Origin of the sequence: Sporomusa termitida, assembly GCF_007641255.1 — a bacterium.
GTDB lineage: Bacteria > Bacillota > Negativicutes > Sporomusales > Sporomusaceae > Sporomusa > Sporomusa termitida.
Genome location: NZ_CP036259.1, coordinates 3,300,546 through 3,322,422, shown reverse-complemented (window position 1 = coordinate 3,322,422; position 21,877 = coordinate 3,300,546). Strand labels below are relative to the sequence as shown.

Below are 21,877 nucleotides of genomic sequence, written 5' to 3'. Positions count from 1 at the left end.
GATATATGGCTGACTTCTTTATTAAGCGCCCGATTTTCGCCATTGTGTTGTCGATCATTATTACCTTGCTGGGCACAACGGCCGCCTTTACCCTGCCGGTAGCGCAGTACCCGCAGATTTCGCCGCCGACAATCTCGGTAAGCACTTCCTACCAGGGGGCTAATGCCGATGTTGTTGATCAAACTGTGGCCCAGGTCATTGAAGAACAGATCAATGGTGTTGAGGATATGGTGTATATGTCCTCCACCAGCACCGATTCCGGTGCTTATTCCCTGAGCATCCAGTTTGAGACCGAGAAAGACTCGGATACGGCCGCGGTACAAGCACAGAACCGGGTAGCGCAAGCCAATGCCTCGTTGCCCGGTACGGTGCAGACCACCGGGGTTACAACGCGCAAAGCCTCGCAGGATATGTCGCTTATTTTTACCCTCTGGTCGCCCAATGACAATTTTGATGCCAATTTCCTGAAAAATTATGGCAGTATTTATCTGATTGATGATATCAAACGGGTCAAGGGTGTCGGCGAGGTATCGGCCTTTGGCTCGGATTACAGTATGCGGATATGGCTGCAGCCGGAAAAAATGGCGCAGCTGGGGATTGCCGCCAGTGAGGTGACGGCCGCGATTGAAACGCAAAATGTGCAGGCGGCCGCCGGCGCCTTTGGTAAAATGCCGACGGCGTCTGCGCAGCAATTCCAGTATACAGCCAAGGTGAAAGGCCGTCTCACGGATCAGACCGAGTTTGAAAATATTATCGTTCGTTCCCAGTCAGACGGTTCCTTCGTCCGGATTAAGGATATTGCCCGGGTGGAGCTGGGCAGCAAGGAATATGATTTTAACAGCCTGGTGAACGGTAAGGTGGCAGCCGGGTTTGCTGTTAAGCTAACCAGTGATGCCAATGCCTTAGAGACCATCAGTAAGGTAAAAGCTGTGCTGGCCCAGGCCGCGAAGAATTTCCCCGGCGACATGGAATATAAAATTGTTGTTGATAATACCGAGTTTGTGCGCGAATCCATGCAGGAGGTAATTAAAACCTTTGCCGAAGCATTGCTGTTGGTTTTAATTGTGGTGTTTGTTTTCCTGCAGAGCTGGCGGGCCACGCTGATTCCTTTGCTGGCCATTCCGGTATCCTTGCTGGGCACCTTTGCCGCCTTTAGTGCACTAGGCTTTACCATCAACACGCTTACGTTATTTGCGATGGTGCTGGCTATCGGGCTGGTTGTGGATGATGCGATTGTTGTTATTGAGGCTGTCGAGTATCATATGCGCTATTCCGGACTGTCCCCGCTGGACGCCACCAAGCGGGCCATGAGCGAGGTATCCGGCCCGGTTGTCGCGATTGCGTTCGTATTGGCGTCCGTATTTATTCCGGTGGCTTTTTTCGGCGGCACTACAGGGATCTTATACAAACAATTCGCGTTAACCATTGTGGTATCAATGGCTTTGTCGGCCATTGTTGCCTTGTCACTGACGCCGGCCCTGTGCGTGCTGCTGCTTAAACCCCATGATCCCCAGGCGCACAGCGGGGCATTGGCCAGATTTTTTAGTGCTTTTAATAGTTGGTTTGAACGCGGCATTGCGCAGTATGGGAACAGGCTCGGCCGGCTTATTCCCAAAGCCCGCCTGTGCCTGGTGCTGCTGGCCGTCTTACTCATCCTGACCGGCGGGTTGTATAAAGCGGTGCCGTCTTCCTTTGTGCCTGATGAAGATCAGGGCTTCTATATAACGGCCATCACGCTGCCGGAAGCGTCCAGTTTGAACCGGACGATTGATGTGATGCGGCAATTTACCGACAAGGTAAGTGCCCAGCCTGGGGTGCTTAATATTATGTCGTTATCAGGTATGGATATATTGGGGGGCGGCACCAAGACGAATGCCGGGGCTATGTTTATCTCCCTGGATGCCTGGAGCGAGCGGCAAAAGCCTGAATTACAGGTAAAAGCCGAAATAAGCCAGACCTTGCTGAGTGGAGCCCAATTTCCGGAAGGCTCGGTCGTTTCCTTTGCTCCCTCCGGTCTGCCGGGGCTGGGCATGGTCGGTGGCTTTACCCTGATGCTGCAAGACCGGAGCGGCGGTTCTTTAGCTGATCTTGACAGCATGGCCCAAAAATTCGTGGCGGCGGCCCAGGAGCGGCCGGAGATCGGCTCGATTACCTCTACCTTCAAAGCCAATACCCCAAGCTATGAATTTGAGGTAGACCGGGAAAAGGCTGAACAACTGGGGGTGGCCGTTGATGATGTATTTACGGCCTTGCAGGTATTCCTGGGCGGCACCCAGGTCAATGATTTTAATAAATTTGGCCGTTCCTACAAGGTTACGGTGCAGGCCGAACCGTCATTTCGCAGTGATGCGAATGCAACGCGCTATCTTTATGTAAAAAGCTCTAATGATACGATGGTGCCGCTAAATACCCTCCTTACACCGAAAAAGATTAACGCGCCAACTGTCATTACCCGGTTTAATGGTGTGAAAGCCGTGCAAATCAGCGGCACGCAGGCTGCCGGGTACAGCTCCGGCCAAGCCATGACGGCCCTGGAAGCGGTGGCCGAGCAAACCTTAACCAGTGGCTATACCTATGAATGGTCCGGGCAAAGCCGGGAGGAAAAGCTCTCCGGTTCCCAGGCGCCGATTGTGTTTGGTATGGCAATCGTTTTTGTCTTTTTATGTTTGGCGGCTCTGTATGAGAGCTGGAGTGTTCCCTTTGCCGTGCTGCTTTCCGTGCCAACCGGCGTCTTTGGCGCCTTCCTGTTTCAGTATGTGCGCAATCTGGAAAACAGCGTATACATGCAGATCGGTTTAGTTATGCTGATTGGTTTGGCTGCGAAAAATGCGATATTGATTGTTGAGTTTGCCAAAGTCCGGGTTGACAAAGGCATGAATCCGGTTAAGGCGGCGATTGAAGCGGCCCAAACCCGGCTGCGGCCGATTCTTATGACCTCACTGGCCTTTATTATTGGCTGCTTCCCGCTAGCCGTGGCGACAGGGGCCGGGGCCGGCGCCAGGAATTCTATGGGCACAGCCGTCGTGGGTGGTATGTTTACCGCGACCGTGCTGGGAATATTTTTAATCCCGGTGCTGTTTGTTGTGGTCGAAGCTATCACCGAAAAGGTTAGAAACAAGCGTTCCGGCTCTTCCCAGTTAAAGGAGTAACTTAATGTTCAGTTTCTGTATGGAGCCCGGAAGCAACCCCCCTCTGGGGAGCAGGTTGCTTCCGGACAGGGGCAGGAACCGGGTCTTCGAGTAGATTGATTTTCGAATGTATACTGTGTACATTCGAAAATAATATTTACAATACTAAGAAAAAGTTATATAGTTACACTATGATGAATAATAATGTCACAGGTCAGATAAAAACCTCATATCGTACCTTGCCTGGCATGATTACCAATATTTTGCGCGAATCCATTCTGGCGGGCGAACTTAGCGGGGGCGTCCAACTCAAACAGGAGGAATTGGCGGCGAAATTTAGCGTAAGCATGAGTGCTTTACGGGAAGCGTTGAAAAACCTGGAAGCAGAGGGCTTGGTGAGGTTTTATCCTAATCGTGGGGCTATGGTTAGTGAATTATCGGCAGTGGAAGCGCAGGAGATATTTGATATAAGACTTTTTTTAGAATTAGGGGCACTAGAGTTGGCTATTCCTAATTTGACTCAGGCAGATTTGGCAGAGGCGGATGAAATTCTGAAAAAAGCAGATGAAGAAACCCTGCGTAAGCATTGGAGTGAACTGAATTGGCAGTTTCACGAAACACTGTACCGGTCGGCAAATAGGCCAAAGCTGCTGGCGCTGATTCAAAATATGCATAACAATGTGGAACGTTATATGCGTTTATATTTGACAACGATGCATTATCAGACAAAATCACAGGCAGAACATCGCGCGTTACTCAATGCCTGTGCTCAGGGAAATATCAAAGGTGCGCAAAAACAATTGCGCAAACATATGGTTGATGCGAGCAAGAATCTGATCGAATACTTAAGCTGAGTGATTACATTAATAATGTTTTCGCTATTGTATACTTTCGAAAATCGAAAATTAGCTAAAGCTAGCAAAATCCGAAGGAGGGGTAATCATGTCTAGTAAACGCATTGAGGATTTTAAAAAGTTTTACATCGATGCTAAGCCATCTATTAGTATTCACCGGGCGATGGCTTTTACGGCATCACACCAACAAACTGAAGGTGAATCAGTGATTAGACGGCGGGCCAAAGCATTTCAGGAAGTGTGCAAGCGTATTCCTGTCACCATTTTTGACAATGAGCTTATTGTTGGCTCTGTCGGCGAATTCCTGAAGACGGGGGTTATTTGTCCCGAATATTCCTGGAAATGGGTCGAGGAGGAAATGGACTTCTTTGAAAGCCGGGACCAGGACCCCTATTGTATTGATCAAGAAGCAAAGGATATATTGCGCAAAGAGATTTTTCCTTACTGGCAAGGCAAATCGCTGGAGGAAAATTTTCTGTCACGCATCAATCCGGAAACAGCCAAAATTTTAATTGATACAGGCATTATCGACAATGATTCCAAATGGAGAAATGCAGTTGGCGAAATTACGGCCGATTATCAGGATATCATCTTTAAAAAAGGTTTTGGCGGGCTTAAGGCCGAGGCGCTCAGGCAGCTGCAAAGCTTGGAACCGGTTAGCGCCGAGGCCTTGGAAAAAATCGACTTTTACCACGCTGCCGTGTTGGTATGCGAAGGGATTGTCACTCTGGCTAACCGCTATGCGGATAAAGCTATGCAGCTGGCGCAAGCCGAGCAGGATAGTCTGCGTAAAGAAGAACTGCTTGCAATTGCCAGGATTTGCCGTAAGGTACCGGAGCAGCCCCCGGCAACTTTTTATGAAGCGGCACAGGCTGTATGGTTTACCCAGCTGGGCTCGATACTGTCCGAGAATTCCCTGGCCTTGAATCTGGGCAGATTTGATCAATATATGTATCCATATTATGCCGGTGATATAAAAACAGGCACTGTTACTGCGGAAAAAGCGCAAGAATTGATTGAGGCGCTTTGGCTTAAGCTGTCTGAATGGGTATGGGCTATTTCGAGTAATACCGCCAAATTTTTTGCCGGCTATAACTCATTCCAGAATATGACTCTGGGGGGCAGAACCAGAGACGGCCGGGATGCAACCAATGAACTTTCCTATATGTGTCTTACAGCCACTGAGAACGTAAAAACACACCAGCCAGGCTTAAGTGTGCGGATTCATCCTGATAGTCCGGCTGAATTTCTCTTAGCTGTATGTAAACTGATTCGTGCCGGGACCGGATTTCCTGCCGTACACAACGACGGGGTTGGGGCGGCCATGCTGCTCGCGGAAGGACTCTCGCCCGAAGATGCACGTGATTGGAGTAATTGCGGCTGTGTGGTGCCGCACTTTAGGAAAATTGGCAAGTGGACGTCGGCAGTTAATATTAATCTGGCCGCCGCCCTTGAATTTGCCTTAAATAGCGGGAAAAGCCGGATCTCGGGAAGAGATATGGGTCTGGCCGAAATCCCTATTTCTGAATTTATGGGCTATGAAGAAGTAAAAGCAGCCTTTTATAAACAACTTGCTTATCTGGTAAAGCATGCTGTTATCGGCTCAATTACCGCCCAGCAGATTCATTCGGAAATGGTACCGCGGCCCTACCTTTCTATGCTTGTGGAAGGCTGTATGGAGCAAGGAAAAGATCTTAGCAGGGGCGGAGCTAAATATAATCTGGGACCGGTTCTTACCGGCATCGGGATCGCTGACGCGGCCAACTCTTTAGCGATGATCAGGAAACTGGTATTTGAGGATAAAAAATATACATTAGCAGAAATCGATAAGGCTTTGGCTGCCGACTGGGAAGGTTATGAACAAATGAGGCAAGCCGCGCTTGCTTGTCCGAAGTATGGCAATGATGATGACTATGTTGATTTTATCGCTGCCGAAATAAGCGATTTTTTCTACAGAGAAGTACGGGCCTATAAAGATTACTTTGGCTCACCTTTCAATTCGGCGTTCATGGGGATTTCCAACTATATTCCGGCGGGGAGTGTAATCGGGGCGACACCGGACGGCAGAAAAGCAAGGACACCTTTGACAGAAGGCGTTTCACCACATGCCGGTACTGATTTGACCAGTCCTACCGCGGCGATGCGTTCTGTTGCCAAACTCAATCATGACGTGCATTCCGGCGGGACACTGATGAATGTAAAATTATCCCCTGACTTATTGAAATCAGATAGAGACCTGAGAAACCTGGCGGCTATTATCAGAGCGTATTTTGCACTGGGCGCTTTTCATGTTCAGTTTAACGTGATTTCCACCGCAGTATTGAGAAAAGCACAGGCCCAGCCGGAGGATTATAAAGATTTGCTGGTCAGGGTTGCCGGTTATAGTACACAGTTTGTCAACCTATCCCGGGAAGCTCAGGATGCAATTATTGCAAGAACTACCTATGCAGCAATGTAAGGGCAATATATTTCAAATACAGCGCTGGTCGATTAATGACGGGGAAGGGATCAGAAGTACTGTTTTCTTTAAAGGCTGCCCGCTAAGATGCAAATGGTGTTCGAATCCGGAGTCGTGGCAGGGAAAGCCGGAAGTGTTGTTTTTTCATGAGAAATGTATTGCTTGTAAGCGCTGTTTGCCGGTTTGCAGCCAAGGGGCCATTTCCCCGGCGGGGAATATAATCCGTTTTGCGCGTGAAAAATGTTCCGGCTGCGCTGGCTGCTGTGAGGTATGCCCGACCGGCGCCCGTAAGCTGATAGGTGCTGCGGTGACGGTTGAAGATGTTCTAAAAGTGGTAAAAAGAGATACTGTCTTCTATCGGGAGTCTGGCGGCGGGGTCACCTTTTCCGGGGGCGAACCCTTTGCCCAGCCTGGATTTCTGCAGCAGCTTGCAGCAGCCTGCAGCCAACTGGGTATTGATACTGCTGTCGAAACCAGCGGTTATTTTGATTTTGAACAAGTTAAAGACATCTTTGCCTATTTGGATTGTGTTTTTGTAGATATCAAGCATATGGACGATGCGGTTCATATGCAGATGACCGGAGTCAGCAACCGTAAGATTTTAGCAAATATCGCTCAGATATCGAAGCTGCATCCGCATACCATCGTTCGCGTGCCTTTTATTGCCGAAGTTAATGCCAATGAGCAAAACATCAAAAAAATGTGTGACTATCTTAAGAATAATACACGCGTGGCGGGGGTCGAACTTTTGCCTTATCATGATTTCGGCCAGTCGAAGTATAGTGCCATTGGCGTTCGTGGTCAGACCTTCACTACTCCTGCTGCTACTGAAATTGCAGACGCAAACAGAATAATATCTAACTATGGTATCGGTATTGTAGATTTTAAGTAGCGTAATGCTAGCTATCCGTGGTTTCTAAGATAAAAAAATAGGGCTATTTATAAAGCAAAGGTGCTTTAAATGAGGAAGATGGACCAAGGTCTTCATTTACTGCACCTTTTTACAACTACTCAATTAACTGAATAAATTATTAGTTTAAATATTGCAAATCAACTCTCGGTTTCTATATTGGCGCTCAAAAGAGTGCCAATGTATTTAATAAATAATGGGGAGGAAGTTAATAATGAATGACAAAAAACAGAAAGCATTTCAGTTTGTGGACGAGCATCGTGACGAAATGGTATCGCTATGGCAAGAGGTTGTTTCCATAGAGAGCGGCCCCCACGAAAAAGAAGGAATTAACAAAGTCGCTGCCCGCTTTAAACAGATACTTGATGAGGAAGGCGCAAGCTCCCGCCTGGTCGAGTTTGAAAAAGCCGGCAGTATGTTGATTGCAGAGATTGGCAAAAACCAGTCTAAGCCAGGTGTGATTTTTATGGGGCATATGGATACTGCTTGTCCTGCGGGTGCAATCGCTGAGCGACCTTTTACCATAAAAGACGGCATTGCTTACGGACCAGGCGTTCTGGACATGAAAGGCGGTATTGTGGCTGCTCTTTATGCGATCAAAGCATTGAAAGCTGCCGGCTATAATTCGCGTTCACTTAAAGTTCTTTTGGCCGGGGACGAAGAGGTTTTGCATGCCAGGTCTAATGCACCTGATATATTTATTGCCGAGGCAAAAGGCTATGCCGCGGCATTTAATATGGAGACAGGCTTTGTAGACGATGGAATTGTTGTTGGGCGTAAGGGTGTAGCCCGGATTATGATGGAAGTGAAAGGCATTGCCGCTCATGCGGGCAACGATCCGGAAAACGGCCGGAGCGCAATTTTAGAAATCGCACACAAGATTATTGCCGTGCAAAATTTAACTGACTGGGAAAAGGGCATCAGTTTTAATGTCGGGGTAATGCAAGGCGGGACAACATCGACTGCGGTTCCCGATTATGCAAGTATTTTTATTGATGTTCGCTATAAGAACCCGGACGACTTACCGGCGATTATTAAGCAGATCGAAGAAGTTGCAGCCAAAATTTATGTTGCCGGCACGACCACTACGGTTGCTTTTATGGATGGTATAAAGCCGATGAAAACAACGGATGGGGTTGAGCAGTTGTTTGAGCTAGTGAAAAAAGCCTATGAAGAGAACGGTTTTGGTACGCCTTATGCGAAATGGGTGGGCGGCGGCTCTGATTCGGCCTATACTGTTTTGGCCGGGGTGCCGACAGTATGTGCTATGGGGGTAAAAGGAGGACGCAATCACAGTCCGGAGGAATATGCCATTGTCGAAAGCCTGTTTGAAAGAGCTAAACTCATGATCGCCTGTGTGCTTAAGTTAGACAACAACTAGTTGCGCGGGGGTGGGTCTGGTGATCCTAGTATTTGAATTTTAACATTATCAGGAGGAGAGCACATGGCAGAGCAAAGTCAGGAAAAGTACAAGGTTACCTGGAAGGGATGGCTGGCATTAATCATCTTGATTATTTCTTTCTCCGGGGTGTTTGCAAAGATTGACGGGCCGTTAAGGGCGCTGGATTTTCAAGTGCTTACCGGAGAATTCGGGCGAGTGTCCGAGGGGATAATCTTTACTGGGAAAGGGGGTACCGGGGCGCGTGATGGTTTCATGTTTGCTTTGACTCTTTTCCCGACCCTGATGTTTGCGTTAGGATGCATCCAAGTTGCCGAGTCACTTGGTGCTTTGCGGGCGGCTGAAGTATTATTTCGGCCTATTCTTAAGCCCCTCATGGGGATTCCGGGGGCAAGCGGGCTGGCTTTCGTCAGCAGCTTTACCAGTTCTGATGTGGCGGCAGTCATGACTAAAGGGCTAGTGGAAGACAAAATGATGACTGAAGAAGAACGAACAGTATTTGTTGCCTACCAGTATGCCGGGTCCGCCCCGGTTACCAATACCTTCGGTACCGGCGCCGCCTTGCTGCCTATCAGCGTTTTGCCAGTAGGTGTTATTATCGGGCTGATCTTTATTGTTAAAGTCCTGGGCGCTAATTTGGTCCGCTTGTATCTAAGCCGGCTGTCCGGAAACAGAGGAGAAGGGGGCGCAGCGAATGGCTGATCATACTGCCGCCGGCATAGATTTGCAGAAAGTTAAGCCAAGTGTGGTTGAAGAATTTGTGACGGGTGCCAAAAAGGGGTTTTATATTGGTGCGGAAATGATTGCACCGGCCATGGTTTTGGCGTATGTGCTCATTCTGTTTTTAGAAATTACCGGGTTGATGAAGGGTGTAGGTAAAATACTGGAGCCGGTGATGACCGTATTTGGCCTGCCGGGTGAGGCTATCTTTGCTCTGGTAGCCGCCTTCTTTGCCAAGGCTGCAGGCTGTGCTACCGCGGCCACCCTATATTCTAAAGGCGTTATAACTGCCGCCCAGGCGACAATCCTGTTTCCCGCGTGTGTAACCATGGGCACGCTGATTGGCCACTTTGTGCGTATTGTAATTGTATCAAATGTCAATAAAAAATGGCATTCGCTGCTGATATGCGTTCCCCTTGTAGACGCTGCAGTTGTTATGATATTGACCAGAGCCGTTTTGAGTGTTATGGGCTTAAACGGATAACTTTTTAAAAAAAACAAGGGGTAGAAGGTGTTGCTAAAGCCAATCAGCCTACCCCTTTTGCTTTGCTGTTATGAGTGACAAACAAAGATATATGTGATGCGAGACGAGAGGATTGACGAGGAATATGAATAGAAAAATGAAAACAATGGACGGAAACACAGCCGCGGCCTACATATCTTACGCATTTACCGATGTTGCAGCGATTTTTCCCATCACACCGTCATCAAATATGGCGGAAAGTGTGGATGAATGGGCATCCCAAGGCCAAAAAAATCTTTTTGGGCAGACGGTTGAAGTTGTAGAAATGCAGTCAGAGGGCGGCGCCGCCGGCGCTGTTCACGGTTCGCTGCATGCCGGCGCATTGACTACTACCTATACAGCCTCACAGGGACTTTTACTGATGATTCCCAACATGTATAAAATTGCCGGTGAACTATTACCTGGCGTATTCCATGTCAGCGCCAGAGTCGTTGGCGCCAATGCCATCAGTATTTTTGGCGATCATTCTGACGTTATGGCGACAAGACAAACCGGGTTTGCTTTGCTGGCAGAAAGCAGTGTCCAGCAAGTCATGGATTTAGCAGCTGTGGCGCATCTGGCGGCGATTAAAGGCCGAGTGCCGTTTCTCAACTTTTTTGATGGGTTCAGAACTTCTCACGAAGTGCAAAAAATTGAAATTCTTGAATACGAGGAATTAGATAAACTGATAGACCGGGAGGCTGTCGCCGCTTTTAGAAAACGGGCGCTTAATCCTGACCATCCACTGACCAAAGGTACCGTGCAGGGCATTGATATCCATTTCCAGCAAAGAGAAGTATCGAACCGGTTTTACGAGGACATCCCGGCAATCGTAGAGGGCTATATGGCCGAAATTAGTAAACTGACCGGCAGGGAATACCATTTATTCAACTATTATGGCGCTCCTGATGCCGAGCGAATGATTATTGCCATGGGCTCTATGTGTGAAGCCATTGAAGAAGTGGTGGATTATCTTAATGCTAAGGGCGAAAAAGTAGGCCTGCTGACAGTACATCTCTACCGGCCGTTTTCGCTGGAACATTTCTTTAAATACATTCCTGCTACTGTGCGAAAAATTGCTGTACTGGACAGAACCAAGGAAATGGGTTCATTGGCAGAACCGCTCTACCTAGATGTCAAACACGCATTCTATGGGCAATCCTGGCAGCCGGCTATTGTTGGCGGACGGTGCGGGGTTGGCGGCAAAGATGTAATCCCCAGTCATATTCATGGTGTTTTTGAAAACCTTAAAGCTGAAAAGCCGAAAGACAACTTTACTGTCGGTATTATTGATGATGTTAATCATACTTCCCTGCCATATGGTGACGATATTGATACTACTGCCGCCGGCACAAAAGCCTGTAAATTTTGGGGGATTGGCTCCGATGGAACAGTAGGAGCCAATAAGAATGCAATCAAGATTATTGGCGATCACACCGCTATGTATGCGCAGGCTTATTTTGCTTATGATGCCAAAAAGTCCGGCGGTGTTACCATTTCCCATTTGCGGTTCGGCAAAAAAGCGATAAAATCTCCTTATCTCATTAATAAAGCTGATTTTATTGCTTGCCACAATCAGTCCTATGTGCATAACTACAATGTTTTGGAAGGACTGAAGCAAGGTGGCAGTTTCTTGCTGAATTGCCAGTGGAATGAAACCGAACTGGAGCAAAAGCTGCCGGCGGCGATGAAACGCTATCTCGCCATCAACAATATTCAAATGTATATTATTGATGCCGTAAAGATTGCTCAGGAAATTGGTCTTGGCGGCAGGATCAACATGATTATGCAGGCGGCGTTTTTCAAAATTGCCGGCATTATTCCGGAAGCAGAAGCTATAAAGTACCTAAAAGAAGCTATTCAAAAATCCTACGGCAAAAAAGGTGAAAAAGTGGTTGCCATGAACAATGCCGCTGTAGACCAGGGGATAAACGCCATTGTGAAGGTCGCTGTTCCGGCAGCCTGGCAGGCGGCAGCGGAAACGGCAGCGGTTAGTAAAGAGGTGCCGGCATTTATTAAAAATATCTTAATGCCGATGAATCGGCAAGAAGGCGACAAATTACCGGTTAGCGCCTTTATCGGCCTGGAAGACGGTTCGTACCCGATGGGAACAGCCGCCTATGAAAAACGGGGCATTGCTGTTGATGTGCCACAGTGGCAAGCCGAGCAATGCATTCAATGTAATCAATGCGCCTATGTCTGCCCGCACGCTGCGATCAGGCCGGTATTACTTACTGAACAAGAAAAGCAACAGGCCCCGGCCGGCTTTATTACAAGACCTTGCAATGGGCAGAAAGCGTTGTATTTTGCAATGGCAGTTTCACCTTATGATTGCACCGGCTGCGGCAACTGTGTCCAAATTTGTCCGGCGAAAGAAAAAGCATTGACAATGAAACCATTGACGACGCAATTGCACCAAGCGCCGCTGTGGGAATATGCGATGACAATGGCCCCGAAGGCCAATCCGCTGAATCCTTTCACCGTAAAAGGCAGCCAGTTTGAACAGCCGCTGTTAGAATTCTCCGGCGCCTGCGCGGGTTGTGGCGAAACGCCGTATGCCAAGCTGGTGACACAGCTGTTTGGTGACCGGATGATGGTGGCCAATGCCACCGGCTGCTCCTCGGTGTGGGCTGACAGCGTCCCCTCTATGCCGTATACCACTAATCATCGCGGGCATGGACCGGCGTGGGGAAACTCCTTGTTTGAGGACAATGCAGAATATGGCTTAGGTATGCAGATGGCGGTTAAGCAGCTTAGAAAACAAGTAGCTTTAGCGATAGAAAAGGCCGCTCAACTGGATTTGGGAAAAGAATTCAGAGCGGCTTGTGAAACCTGGCTGGCGAATAAAGATAAGAGTGAAGGCACAAGAGAACGTGCGGATCAGCTTATTACACTGTTGGAACAAGTAAAGGGCAGTGATGGGCTGCTTAATGAAATCTATAACAACAAAGACTTCTTAGTTAAACGCTCGCAATGGATTTTCGGCGGTGACGGCTGGGCCTATGATATTGGTTTTGGCGGCTTGGATCATGTTCTGGCTTCTGGTGAAGATGTAAATGTACTGGTATTTGATACTGAAGTATATTCCAATACGGGCGGTCAGTCCTCCAAGGCTACGCCAGCCGCTGCCGTTGCTAAATTTGCGGCTAGCGGCAAAAAGACCAAGAAGAAAGATCTTGGCCTGATAGCCATGAGTTATGGCTATATCTATGTGGCGCAAATTGCCATGGGGGCAGATAAAAACCAAACACTCAAAGCCATTGCCGAGGCGGAAGCGTATCCGGGCCCGTCGTTGATTATCGCCTATGCTCCCTGCATCAATCACGGGATGAAAGTGGGCATGGGGTGCAGCCAGCTGGAGGCAAAACGAGCGGTTGACAGTGGCTATTGGGCTATGTATCGTTATAATCCCCAACTCGAGGCCAGCGGGGAAAATCCTTTCAAACTCGATTCTAAAGCGCCAACAATGGCCTTCAGAGAGTTTTTAATGGGCGAAGTGCGTTATTCGGCCTTGCAACAACAATTTCCCGACCTGGCAGAGGCGTTATTTGAAAAAACCGAGCAAGACGCCAAAGAAAGATTGGCAAAGTATAGGCTGTTGGCTAACCAATAAGGTAGAGTGAACCAAGAGGCGGCAGCAAAAAATAGTGATTTGTAGGTTGTACCAGAGCTTCGCGGTAAGATTTAATTTATTGGAAAATATCAAGATAGTATATAGGAGGAATTACTCTATGAAAAGTGTTGTTAATACCGATCAAGCCCCGGCAGCGATAGGACCTTACTCTCAGGCCATAAAAGCGGGCAGCTTCCTGTTTATCTCCGGTCAAATACCTGTTGATCCTGTCACTGGCACGGTAGTGGCCGGTGATGTTGCGGCCCAGACAAAAAGAGTTTTAGATAATATAACAGCAATTCTGAACAGCGAAAATCTAAGTTTGGCGAATGTTGTGAAGACTACCGTGTTCCTTGCAGACATGAATGATTTTCAAACAGTAAACCAAGTGTATGGAGAATTTTTTTCCCAGGACGCTCCAGCCAGGGGCTGTGTTCAGGTCGCCAGGCTGCCTAAAGACGTTGCTGTTGAAATTGAAGCTATTGCTTACCTAGCATGCTAAGAATGATTTTATAACCCAAGGTATTAAACTGGAGGCTCTAGCTGAGGATGATACAATTGGACCAAGGTATTGCTAACAAAACTATGGATTTTATTTTTCAGGAAACAGGATTAAGTGCGGTTATCTGTGACCGTGAGGGGATAATTGTTGCCGCCCGGGATGTTGCCAGAGTGGGCAAAGCTCACAGTGGCTCGCAAAAGGTGCTTACGGAGAAAATCGAGCATCGAATTGTCACCGCTGAAGATGAGCAACGTTCGGGTGGGACTGTTAAAATGGGTGTGCATCTGCCTATCGTGTATAAAAACGAATGGATTGGCAGCTTCGGTATAAGCGGAGACCCTATTTACTCAAAACCTATCGCCAAGATTGCCACAGGTATTATTCGCTGGGAGTTGCAGTCTGCGGAAAATAAGGAAGTGCTGCTTGACCAAGCACAGCAGGTTAACGATTCGATTACAAACATTGCCGCCACTATTGAGGAGCTGAACGCTTCTCAGGAGGACCTAACCGCTACAATGCAGGATGTCGCTAATTTATCTGAGCGTGTGTCGGTTAATGTTAATAATACCGATACTGTATTATCAACCATTCATCAAATAGCCAGTCAGACAAATCTGCTCGGTCTTAATGCCGCTATTGAGGCCGCTAGAGTTGGCGAGCACGGCCGGGGCTTTGCTGTCGTAGCCGAAGAGGTTCGCAAACTCTCCGACCAGAGTCAGCATTCGGCCAAAGACATTAAGGCTACCTTACAGGATTTAAAGTCGTCGATGGTAACGGTTATTAATCATACTCAGCAAACAGCCGGCATTACTAAAGAACAAGCCAAAGCGACTGAGTCGATTACGGAAAGGGTTATGACATTAAAGTGTGTTGCCCAAAAACTGCTCTCGATGGCAAAAGCTGAATAGGAATACGTAACAAAATACTAAAGGCCTTTTAGTTTTAAAAGGCCTTTAGTATTATCTTTAACCAGATATCCGCCGCCAAGTGCAAAACGGAGAATGTCGATAACCTTTTTTCCATTGTCAAAAAGACCTATGGGGAGGGCAGGCTAATAACCACAGGCGAAAAAAAAGGGATGATTGCATAGTGTGCGGAATATAGTCATTAGCTAATTCTAGGATGAATGAAGGTGGTTTCCCTATGCCGGTAGCTCCCACCCCGCCAACAAAACCCTCGCCGCCTGTAGCCCCGGCTGTTACGCTGCCCAATGCCAATACCGCCGGCAAGCCGCCGACGACTGCCGCCGATTCATCCCCCCAGCCGGGGAAGACGGTAAGCCCGGCTGCGACCGGTACGGCCAGGGAGCTTGAAGGACTGGGCAAGGCCTTGCCGGGCAATTCGACCCCGCCAAAAGCCGACGCCAGGAATATAACAACTCCTGCCAGGCCCTTGGCCGCTGAGGCCGGCGTTGCTGCCCGGACGACCGTCCCCGCGCAGCCGCCGCTGCCGGAGCGCAAGCCGGCAGGGTACAGCTATGTTCCCTTTGTAGCCGTTGTGGTCGTCATTGCTGTCATCTTATGCGGACTGCGGTTGTTTAAACATAAAAAAGAACAACAACGTACCGTTGTCGACTATTCGCAGCACACCACCGCCGTAATGAACCAGGATGGTCTGGATATCGTGGTGTCGCCGCAGACAACAGCGCCCAAAGTCAAACAAAACTTTGAGTTCCGGGTTTGACACCGGGCTGGCAGCATGGCTGCAACGTGGCCCGAAAAAACGCAACAGGGGAGGACTGCTGCATGAATACGATCGTTGCCCTTGGCGATTCCATTACCTATGGCTATCCGTATACGCCGGATATGTCCTGGGTCAGGCTGACCGGCGCCGAACTGGGTCTTACGCTGCTTAATAAAGGCGTCAACGGTGACAGCACGGCCGGGATGCTGGCGCGGTTTAAGCGGGATGTTATCGCTCACTCGCCGTCGCATGTCATTATCCTGGGCGGCACGAATGATGCCTGTGCCCGGGTGGCGGCCGAGGCAGTGGCGGCCCAGGTCCGGCAGATGGCAGAACTAGCGCTGCAGTATCAGATCACACCCCTTATCGGGCTGCCGGTTCCCGGCAATTATCCACCGGACGAAGCGTATCTTGACCTGTACCGCCAGGATATGCGGGACTATGCGCTGGCCTGCAAGCTGACCGTGATTGATTTTTATGCGGCCTTCAAAGCCTCTGCGGCTTGGCGTACGCTGTATGCCGATGTGCTTCACCCCAATGCAGCCGGCTACCGGGTGATGGCGGCGGCGGCGGCGCCGGTTATAAACAGCATGCTAATGTGAAGCGGAACTACAAGACCGCCTCCGGTTGCACAGAGACGGTCTGAGGAAGCGTCCTTAAATATAGGGCGCTTTTGGTATTTCCAGCACCTAATAACCACATTTTTTCTGTACTCTTCCGTTAGCCTCCGTTATCCGCCGAACGTCCCTTCGATATAGCTGGCTTCCGCAGTGGCTGCATATTTATTGTCGCGGGGCAATTCTGGGGCGAAATAATACAGGCGATGGCCAGTATAGTGCCGCCAGCCCCTTGCTGTTTGTTTTACTATAAGAATAGAGGTTAGGTAAAACACGGCAAAAAAATAGTTGCGGCATTATATAAAAAATTCAAACTATTAGCAGGAATTTTCTGATGGAAGTTGAATAGTGCTATTATAAAAGAACGCTATTCCGCATAAAGGAACAAAATTTAAAGTTATTACATAGTTAAGACTGCGTTCTATGAAATCGAATGGAGGTGTGACGGCTTCAACAGGCACTAGAACTAGTAGAAAGGGGGAGTGCGGATGGGGCAGGATGTAATGACAGCCGAGGAACGGCTTGTTGCCGCGATTAATCTGCAGCCGGTAGACAGGGTTGTTTGTGCGCCGCTTATTGATCAATATGCGGGGCAATTCGCCGGTATTACCAACAAAGAGTTTCTCTGGGACTGGGATAAAGGCATCAGGGCTATTGATAAATTGCAGGAGGCTTATCCGATCTGGGACAGCAATGCATTTATGCAGCATACCCGCTGCGGCCAGGTAGGAAAGGTTGTTGGCTCGATGCGCTGTAAATATCCAGGCGTGGAGCTGAAGGATAATGCCCAGTACCAGATGCTGGAGTTTGAAGCAATGACCCGTGATGAATATGCACTGATAAAAGAAAAAGGGTTTATGGAATACCGATTGACTTTTCTGGAAAGGGCCCATCAAAAAAGCCGTGAGGAGGTGCTTGCGGGCTTTCAGGAGTTGGCAAAATATCGCCAATTGGAGCTTGAGGCCACATACCGCCGCGGACAAAGTCCGACCTGGGGGGCTTTTTGCCCGGTATTGCCTTTTGACTGCTTTTCCATGATGCGTTCGATTGAGAAGTTTTTCAAAGATATGTTTCAGTTGCGTGATCAACTGGCAGAGCCTCTGCGGCTTGCCAATGATGCAATTGTTGAGGCTGCAGAAAAAAATGTAGCGGCGACAGGTGTTAACCGGGTATTTATTGGTGGCGTCAGAGGGGCCGGCCAGTTTATTTCACTCAAACAGTTTGAGAAGTATGTATGGCCTTATTTGCAAGTGATGGTTGAGAAGCTGGCTGAAAGAAATATTATTCCGATCCTGCATTTTGATGCTGACTGGACAAATAATCTGGAATACTTTCTTGATTTGCCGAAGGGCAAGTTTGTATTGGAGCTGGATGGTGCTACCGATATTTTTAAAACACATGCAATCCTGAAGGGGCATTGCGCAATTAAGGGCGATGTGCAGGCTGCCTTATTTACGGTGGCTTCTCCCGTCGAGGTGGAGGAATACGCCAAAAAATTACTTACTACCTTCCGTAATGGAGAAGGCCTGCTTTATTCTTCAGGGTGTTCGCTGCCGATGAATGCGAAGCATGAAAACGTCAAGGCATTTTTTGACGCTGTTGAAAAATATGGGCGGTATAATTGATACAGGAAGCTTGGCGAATTGCCGTTATATTTTCATGCTGCCATACAGGAACGATATTCCATATAGAGGAATATAGACGGCGGCAAATTTGGATAATGCTTTGATCGCAGCCAGTAAGGCATGCGGGTTGGGCAAGGGAGCGGACATGAAATTAATTGTCGGTGTATCAGGCGCCACCGGAATTGTTTATGCAATCAGACTTCTGGAAGTATTAAAACAGGCTCAGGTCGAGGTCCATCTGGTTTTAAGTGACTGGGCGGTATATAATCTAGCCTGCGAGACTGATAAGAGTCTGGAAGAGTTACAGGGGCTGGCTTGTGTTACCTATGGTAATAAAGAGCTTGATGCTGCCATTGCCAGCGGCTCGTTTCTTACTGACGGCATGATGATAGTTCCCTGCAGCATGAAATCGTTAGCCGCCATTGCTCATGGCTACAGCGATAGTCTGATTGTCCGGGCGGCGGACGTAATGCTTAAAGAGAAGCGGAAGCTGGTGCTGGTTCCCAGAGAGACGCCACTAAGCAGGATCCATTTAACCAATATGTTGCTTGCTGATCAGGCGGGAGCAATCATTATGCCGCCCATGCCTGCTTTTTACCATCGCCCGCAAACCATTGAGGATATTATCAATCACACGGTAGCGCGAATACTGGATCATTTTGGCTTGGCTAGCGGTCTTACTAAAAGATGGGGGCAGTAGTACACCAGAATCAGCCGGTACTGTTTGCTCAGAAGATAATAATGCTTAAATATCGGGATATAATCCCGCATAAAGGAACAAGCAGTATAATAAGAAGATTTTGGTTTTAACTTCAGACAAGAGTTTGAATTACCGGTGTTGTGTTTAGCAAGAAGCAAAAGGAGGTGAAGGTTTTTACCGGTCAAACTCACATCAATAAATTATGCAGGAGGAGAAGTATCTTGAAACAAATCAAACTCTTCGGCCTTGGCGGCCAGGGTGTTGTTACTGCCGCCAAGATATTTGCCGAAGCAGCAGCTATTGGCGAAGGTAAATACGCCCAGTCCATTCCGGCGTACGGGCATGAGCGGCGCGGCGCACCGGTGTACTCCGACTTGATTGTCAGCGACGGCCCGATTAGGGTCAAGTCCTTCGTCTATGAACCGGACTATGTTGTTATCTTCGATCTGTCAGTGATGGATAAAGGCGTCGATGTGATGGCGGGAACCAAGCCGGACACAGTCTTCATCATTAACAACGAATGTGTATTGCCGGAATACCCTTTCGCCAGCCATCTGGTTTATTACAGCGGTGCTAAACAGATTGCTCTTGATACCCTGGGGCGGGATATCCCTAATTCAGCGATGCTGGGAGCAATGGCCGGCGCCGGGCTGGTTGGTATTGAGGCGGCTATGAATGCCATTCGGAAAATTTTTGGAAAGGCGGGTGACGCCAATGCAGAGGCAGCAAAAAAAGCCTATGACGGACTGCGAAAAAACTAAAAAGTATTTTGTCGGGCCGGTGGCTACAGAATTTGTGGCGGCTAAAACCGGTGTGTGGCGGGTAGTCCGGCCGGATGTTACCATTGAAGATTGTATTTTTTGCGGCACTTGCCGTAAGCATTGTCCTGCCGATGTGGTTACTGTGGCTAAGGAAGACCCTAATAGCGGTGTCTATTTTGACTGGGATTATTGTAAAGGGTGCGGTATTTGCGCGAATATCTGCCCGAAACAATGTATTGCCATGATACCGGAAGAAGGTGTTTGCAAGCTATGAGTACCAGAGTAATGATTGACGGCAACGGAGCTGCCTCCGAGGGTCTGCGGCTGGCGAAGGTGAGGGTGGTTTCGGCTTACCCGATTACCCCCCAGAGCCCGATCTCGGAGAAACTGGCTGATTTTGTTGTTCAGGGAAAACTTGATGCCAAATATATCAGGGTGGAGTCAGAACACAGTGCCATGTGCTGCGCGATTGGCGCCCAGCTTACCGGTGTCCGGGCCGGTACGGCCACTTCTTCGGTTGGTCTGGCACTCATGCATGAAGTACTGGGGGTAGCCGCCGGCTGCCGGGTTCCCATCGTTATGCCTGTTGTCAACCGGTCGCTGGTCAGCCCCTGGAGCCTGTGGTGCGACCATCAGGACGCTATGGCGGAAAGAGATGGCGGCTGGCTGCAGCTTTATGCGGAAAGTGCCCAGGAAGTGCTTGACCTGATTCTTATTGCCTACCGGACCGCGGAGGATGCCCGCATTCAACTGCCGGCCATGGTCTGCCTGGACGGTTTCTTCCTTTCGCATATGAGTGATGCCGTGTATGTGCCTGATCAGGCTGCTGTTGATGCCTATCTGCCGCCCTATGTATGCCACAACTTTCATCTTGACCCCAATGATCCGATGTTTATCAACAACCTTACCCCTACGGCCGAATACACCGAAATGAGATACCAACAGGCTGTAGGCTTTAACCAGGCACCGGCGGTTCTGCTGGCGGCCATGGCTGACTTTAAAAGGGTGTTTGGACGTGACTATTCTCTGCTGGAAGCATACCAATGCGATGACGCTGAAGCGGTTATTGTGACCTTAGGCTCAATGTCCGGTACGGCAAAATACACTGTCGATCAACTGCGCGGTCAGGGGAAAAAAGTCGGCGTATTAAAGCTCACGTCCTACCGGCCGTTCCCGGCTGAGCAGGTTAAACAGGCGCTGGCCCCTGTTGCCGTTGTCGGGGTAATGGACCGCAGTCCGGGCTATGGTGCTCAGGTAGCGCCTGTAGCCACCGAGGTGCGGGCGGTTCTCAGCGGTAAGCCGGTACAGGGTTTCATCGCCGGCCTCGGTGGCCGCGACATCTCGCCGGCAACTTTTGTCAAAGCCTTTGCAAAGCTCCTAACAGGCGAGATTACCGCCGATGTGGACTGGGTGGACGTAAAAGAAAATGCACTGACAATCCGGGAGGTGAAGTAACGATGTTAACCATGAAATCTGAAGCAAGGGGCCTGATTGCGCATGGCGTGAGCGCGTGCGCCGGTTGCGGACTGGAACTGGCGGCGCGGGTTATTTTAGACGTTCTGGGCGCTAATACCGTTATTGTTATTCCTCCCGGCTGTGCGGCGCTGTTTTCCGGTTATGGCAATGAGACAGTTACCAAAATTCCCGGTTTTCAGGGCAACCTCGAGAGTACCGCCGCCTATGCGGCCGGCATCAAAGCCGGTTTTGAAGTGCAGGGGCGCGGCGATATCCAGGTCCTGGGCTTTGCCGGCGACGGCGCAACGGTGGATATCGGCCTGCAGGCTTTATCAGGCGCTTTGGAGCGGGGCGATAAGATTCTCTATATCTGCTATGACAATGAAGCCTATATGAACACCGGGATTCAGGGCAGCGGCTCAACGCCGCTGAATGCCTGGACCACAACAACCCCCGGCGGCAAGAGTGTCTACCGCAAAGATATGGTCGGTATTGTGGCTGCCCACAAAATCCCGTATGCCGCTACCGCCTCGGTAGGTTATGTGGATGATCTAAGGAAAAAAGTAGCAAAAGCCCAGGCTGCCACCGCAACAGGACCTGCTTATATTCATATTCATACTCCCTGCCCGACAGGCTGGGGTTCAAAACCGGAACATACCATCGAAGTCGCCAGGCTGGCGGTACAAAGTCAGTGCTGGCCGCTGTATGAGATCACCGACGGTGTGAATTACCAAGTAACCGTGCCTGTGGCCAAACCGAAGCCGGTCGCTGAGTATCTGAAGCTGCAGAAGCGCTTTAACGGGGTTGCGCCAGAAGAGTTATCAACAATGCAAACAGCGGTCGGGCAGGATTATACCCGCCTCACTAATAAATAGGCTGCCTCCGGTGCGGGATTCTTACTAACCTAGAAGGTGTATTCCCTTGCGGCCGGGGTTTATAAGCATGGGAAT

Annotated in this window: 18 protein-coding genes; all 18 read left to right on the top strand. The window is 49.2% G+C overall.

The features are described from left to right. The first annotated feature begins 5 nt into the window (after nt 1–5). The 18 genes from SPTER_RS15665 (at nt 6) to SPTER_RS15580 (ending at nt 21,802) form a co-directional block, all read left to right on the top strand. Nucleotides 6–3,149: an efflux RND transporter permease subunit gene (locus SPTER_RS15665; RefSeq protein ID WP_144351234.1), complete on the top strand. Its 3,144-nt coding sequence runs from the start codon at nt 6–8 to the stop codon at nt 3,147–3,149. 170 nt (nt 3,150–3,319) lie between these two features. Then, nucleotides 3,320–3,982, top strand: a complete 663-nt coding sequence (locus SPTER_RS15660) for a GntR family transcriptional regulator (protein WP_144351233.1) — start codon at nt 3,320–3,322, stop codon at nt 3,980–3,982. 88 nt (nt 3,983–4,070) lie between these two features. Continuing rightward, nucleotides 4,071–6,440 (top strand): glycyl radical protein, encoded by a 2,370-nt coding sequence (locus SPTER_RS15655; RefSeq protein WP_144351232.1) that lies wholly within the window; start codon nt 4,071–4,073, stop codon nt 6,438–6,440. After that, nucleotides 6,427–7,332, top strand: a complete 906-nt coding sequence (locus tag SPTER_RS15650) for a glycyl-radical enzyme activating protein (RefSeq protein ID WP_144351231.1) — start codon at nt 6,427–6,429, stop codon at nt 7,330–7,332. The genes SPTER_RS15655 and SPTER_RS15650 overlap by 14 nt, the downstream gene beginning before the upstream one ends. Nucleotides 7,333–7,564: 232 nt before the next feature. Continuing rightward, on the top strand, nt 7,565–8,731 hold the full coding sequence (locus SPTER_RS15645) for a M20 family metallopeptidase (protein WP_211367300.1): 1,167 nt from the start codon (nt 7,565–7,567) through the stop codon (nt 8,729–8,731). Between the two features lie 63 nt (nt 8,732–8,794). Further along, on the top strand, nt 8,795–9,451 hold the full coding sequence (locus SPTER_RS15640) for a nucleoside recognition domain-containing protein (protein ID WP_144351230.1): 657 nt from the start codon (nt 8,795–8,797) through the stop codon (nt 9,449–9,451). Further along, nucleotides 9,444–9,953 carry a nucleoside recognition domain-containing protein gene (locus SPTER_RS15635; RefSeq protein WP_144351229.1) on the top strand — a complete coding sequence of 170 codons (510 nt, stop codon included), beginning with the start codon at nt 9,444–9,446 and terminating at the stop codon, nt 9,951–9,953. Before SPTER_RS15640 ends, SPTER_RS15635 begins: the two co-directional genes overlap by 8 nt. 124 nt (nt 9,954–10,077) lie before the next feature. Then, nucleotides 10,078–13,584: a pyruvate:ferredoxin (flavodoxin) oxidoreductase gene (gene nifJ, locus SPTER_RS15630; protein WP_144351228.1), complete on the top strand. Its 3,507-nt coding sequence runs from the start codon at nt 10,078–10,080 to the stop codon at nt 13,582–13,584. 118 nt (nt 13,585–13,702) lie between these two features. Further along, nucleotides 13,703–14,086, top strand: a complete 384-nt coding sequence (locus SPTER_RS15625) for a RidA family protein (RefSeq protein ID WP_144351227.1) — start codon at nt 13,703–13,705, stop codon at nt 14,084–14,086. 47 nt (nt 14,087–14,133) lie between these two features. Next, on the top strand, nt 14,134–14,994 hold the full coding sequence (locus SPTER_RS25695; protein WP_144351226.1) for a methyl-accepting chemotaxis protein: 861 nt from the start codon (nt 14,134–14,136) through the stop codon (nt 14,992–14,994). Nucleotides 14,995–15,208: 214 nt separating this feature from the next. Beyond that, nucleotides 15,209–15,769 carry a hypothetical protein gene (locus tag SPTER_RS15615; protein WP_170233297.1) on the top strand — a complete coding sequence of 187 codons (561 nt, stop codon included), beginning with the start codon at nt 15,209–15,211 and terminating at the stop codon, nt 15,767–15,769. 62 nt (nt 15,770–15,831) lie between these two features. Further along, the gene (locus tag SPTER_RS15610) at nt 15,832–16,371 is read left to right on the top strand and encodes a GDSL-type esterase/lipase family protein (protein WP_144351224.1); all 540 of its coding nucleotides are present in this window, start codon (nt 15,832–15,834) and stop codon (nt 16,369–16,371) included. Between the two features lie 503 nt (nt 16,372–16,874). Beyond that, nucleotides 16,875–18,011 (top strand): uroporphyrinogen decarboxylase family protein, encoded by a 1,137-nt coding sequence (locus SPTER_RS15605; protein WP_144351223.1) that lies wholly within the window; start codon nt 16,875–16,877, stop codon nt 18,009–18,011. A 145-nt stretch (nt 18,012–18,156) separates the two neighbouring features. Beyond that, nucleotides 18,157–18,711: a UbiX family flavin prenyltransferase gene (locus tag SPTER_RS15600; RefSeq protein ID WP_144351222.1), complete on the top strand. Its 555-nt coding sequence runs from the start codon at nt 18,157–18,159 to the stop codon at nt 18,709–18,711. A 221-nt stretch (nt 18,712–18,932) separates the two neighbouring features. Beyond that, the gene (locus SPTER_RS15595; protein ID WP_144351221.1) at nt 18,933–19,472 is read left to right on the top strand and encodes a 2-oxoacid:acceptor oxidoreductase family protein; all 540 of its coding nucleotides are present in this window, start codon (nt 18,933–18,935) and stop codon (nt 19,470–19,472) included. Beyond that, nucleotides 19,426–19,746 carry a 4Fe-4S binding protein gene (locus SPTER_RS15590; protein ID WP_144351220.1) on the top strand — a complete coding sequence of 107 codons (321 nt, stop codon included), beginning with the start codon at nt 19,426–19,428 and terminating at the stop codon, nt 19,744–19,746. Before SPTER_RS15595 ends, SPTER_RS15590 begins: the two co-directional genes overlap by 47 nt. After that, a complete protein-coding gene (locus SPTER_RS15585) occupies nt 19,743–20,927 on the top strand; it encodes a pyruvate ferredoxin oxidoreductase (RefSeq protein WP_144351219.1) in 1,185 nt (394 codons plus the stop codon). Before SPTER_RS15590 ends, SPTER_RS15585 begins: the two co-directional genes overlap by 4 nt. 2 nt (nt 20,928–20,929) lie before the next feature. After that, nucleotides 20,930–21,802, top strand: coding sequence for a thiamine pyrophosphate-dependent enzyme (locus SPTER_RS15580; protein WP_170233296.1), 873 nt, complete (start codon nt 20,930–20,932; stop codon nt 21,800–21,802). Nucleotides 21,803–21,877 lie beyond the last annotated feature (75 nt).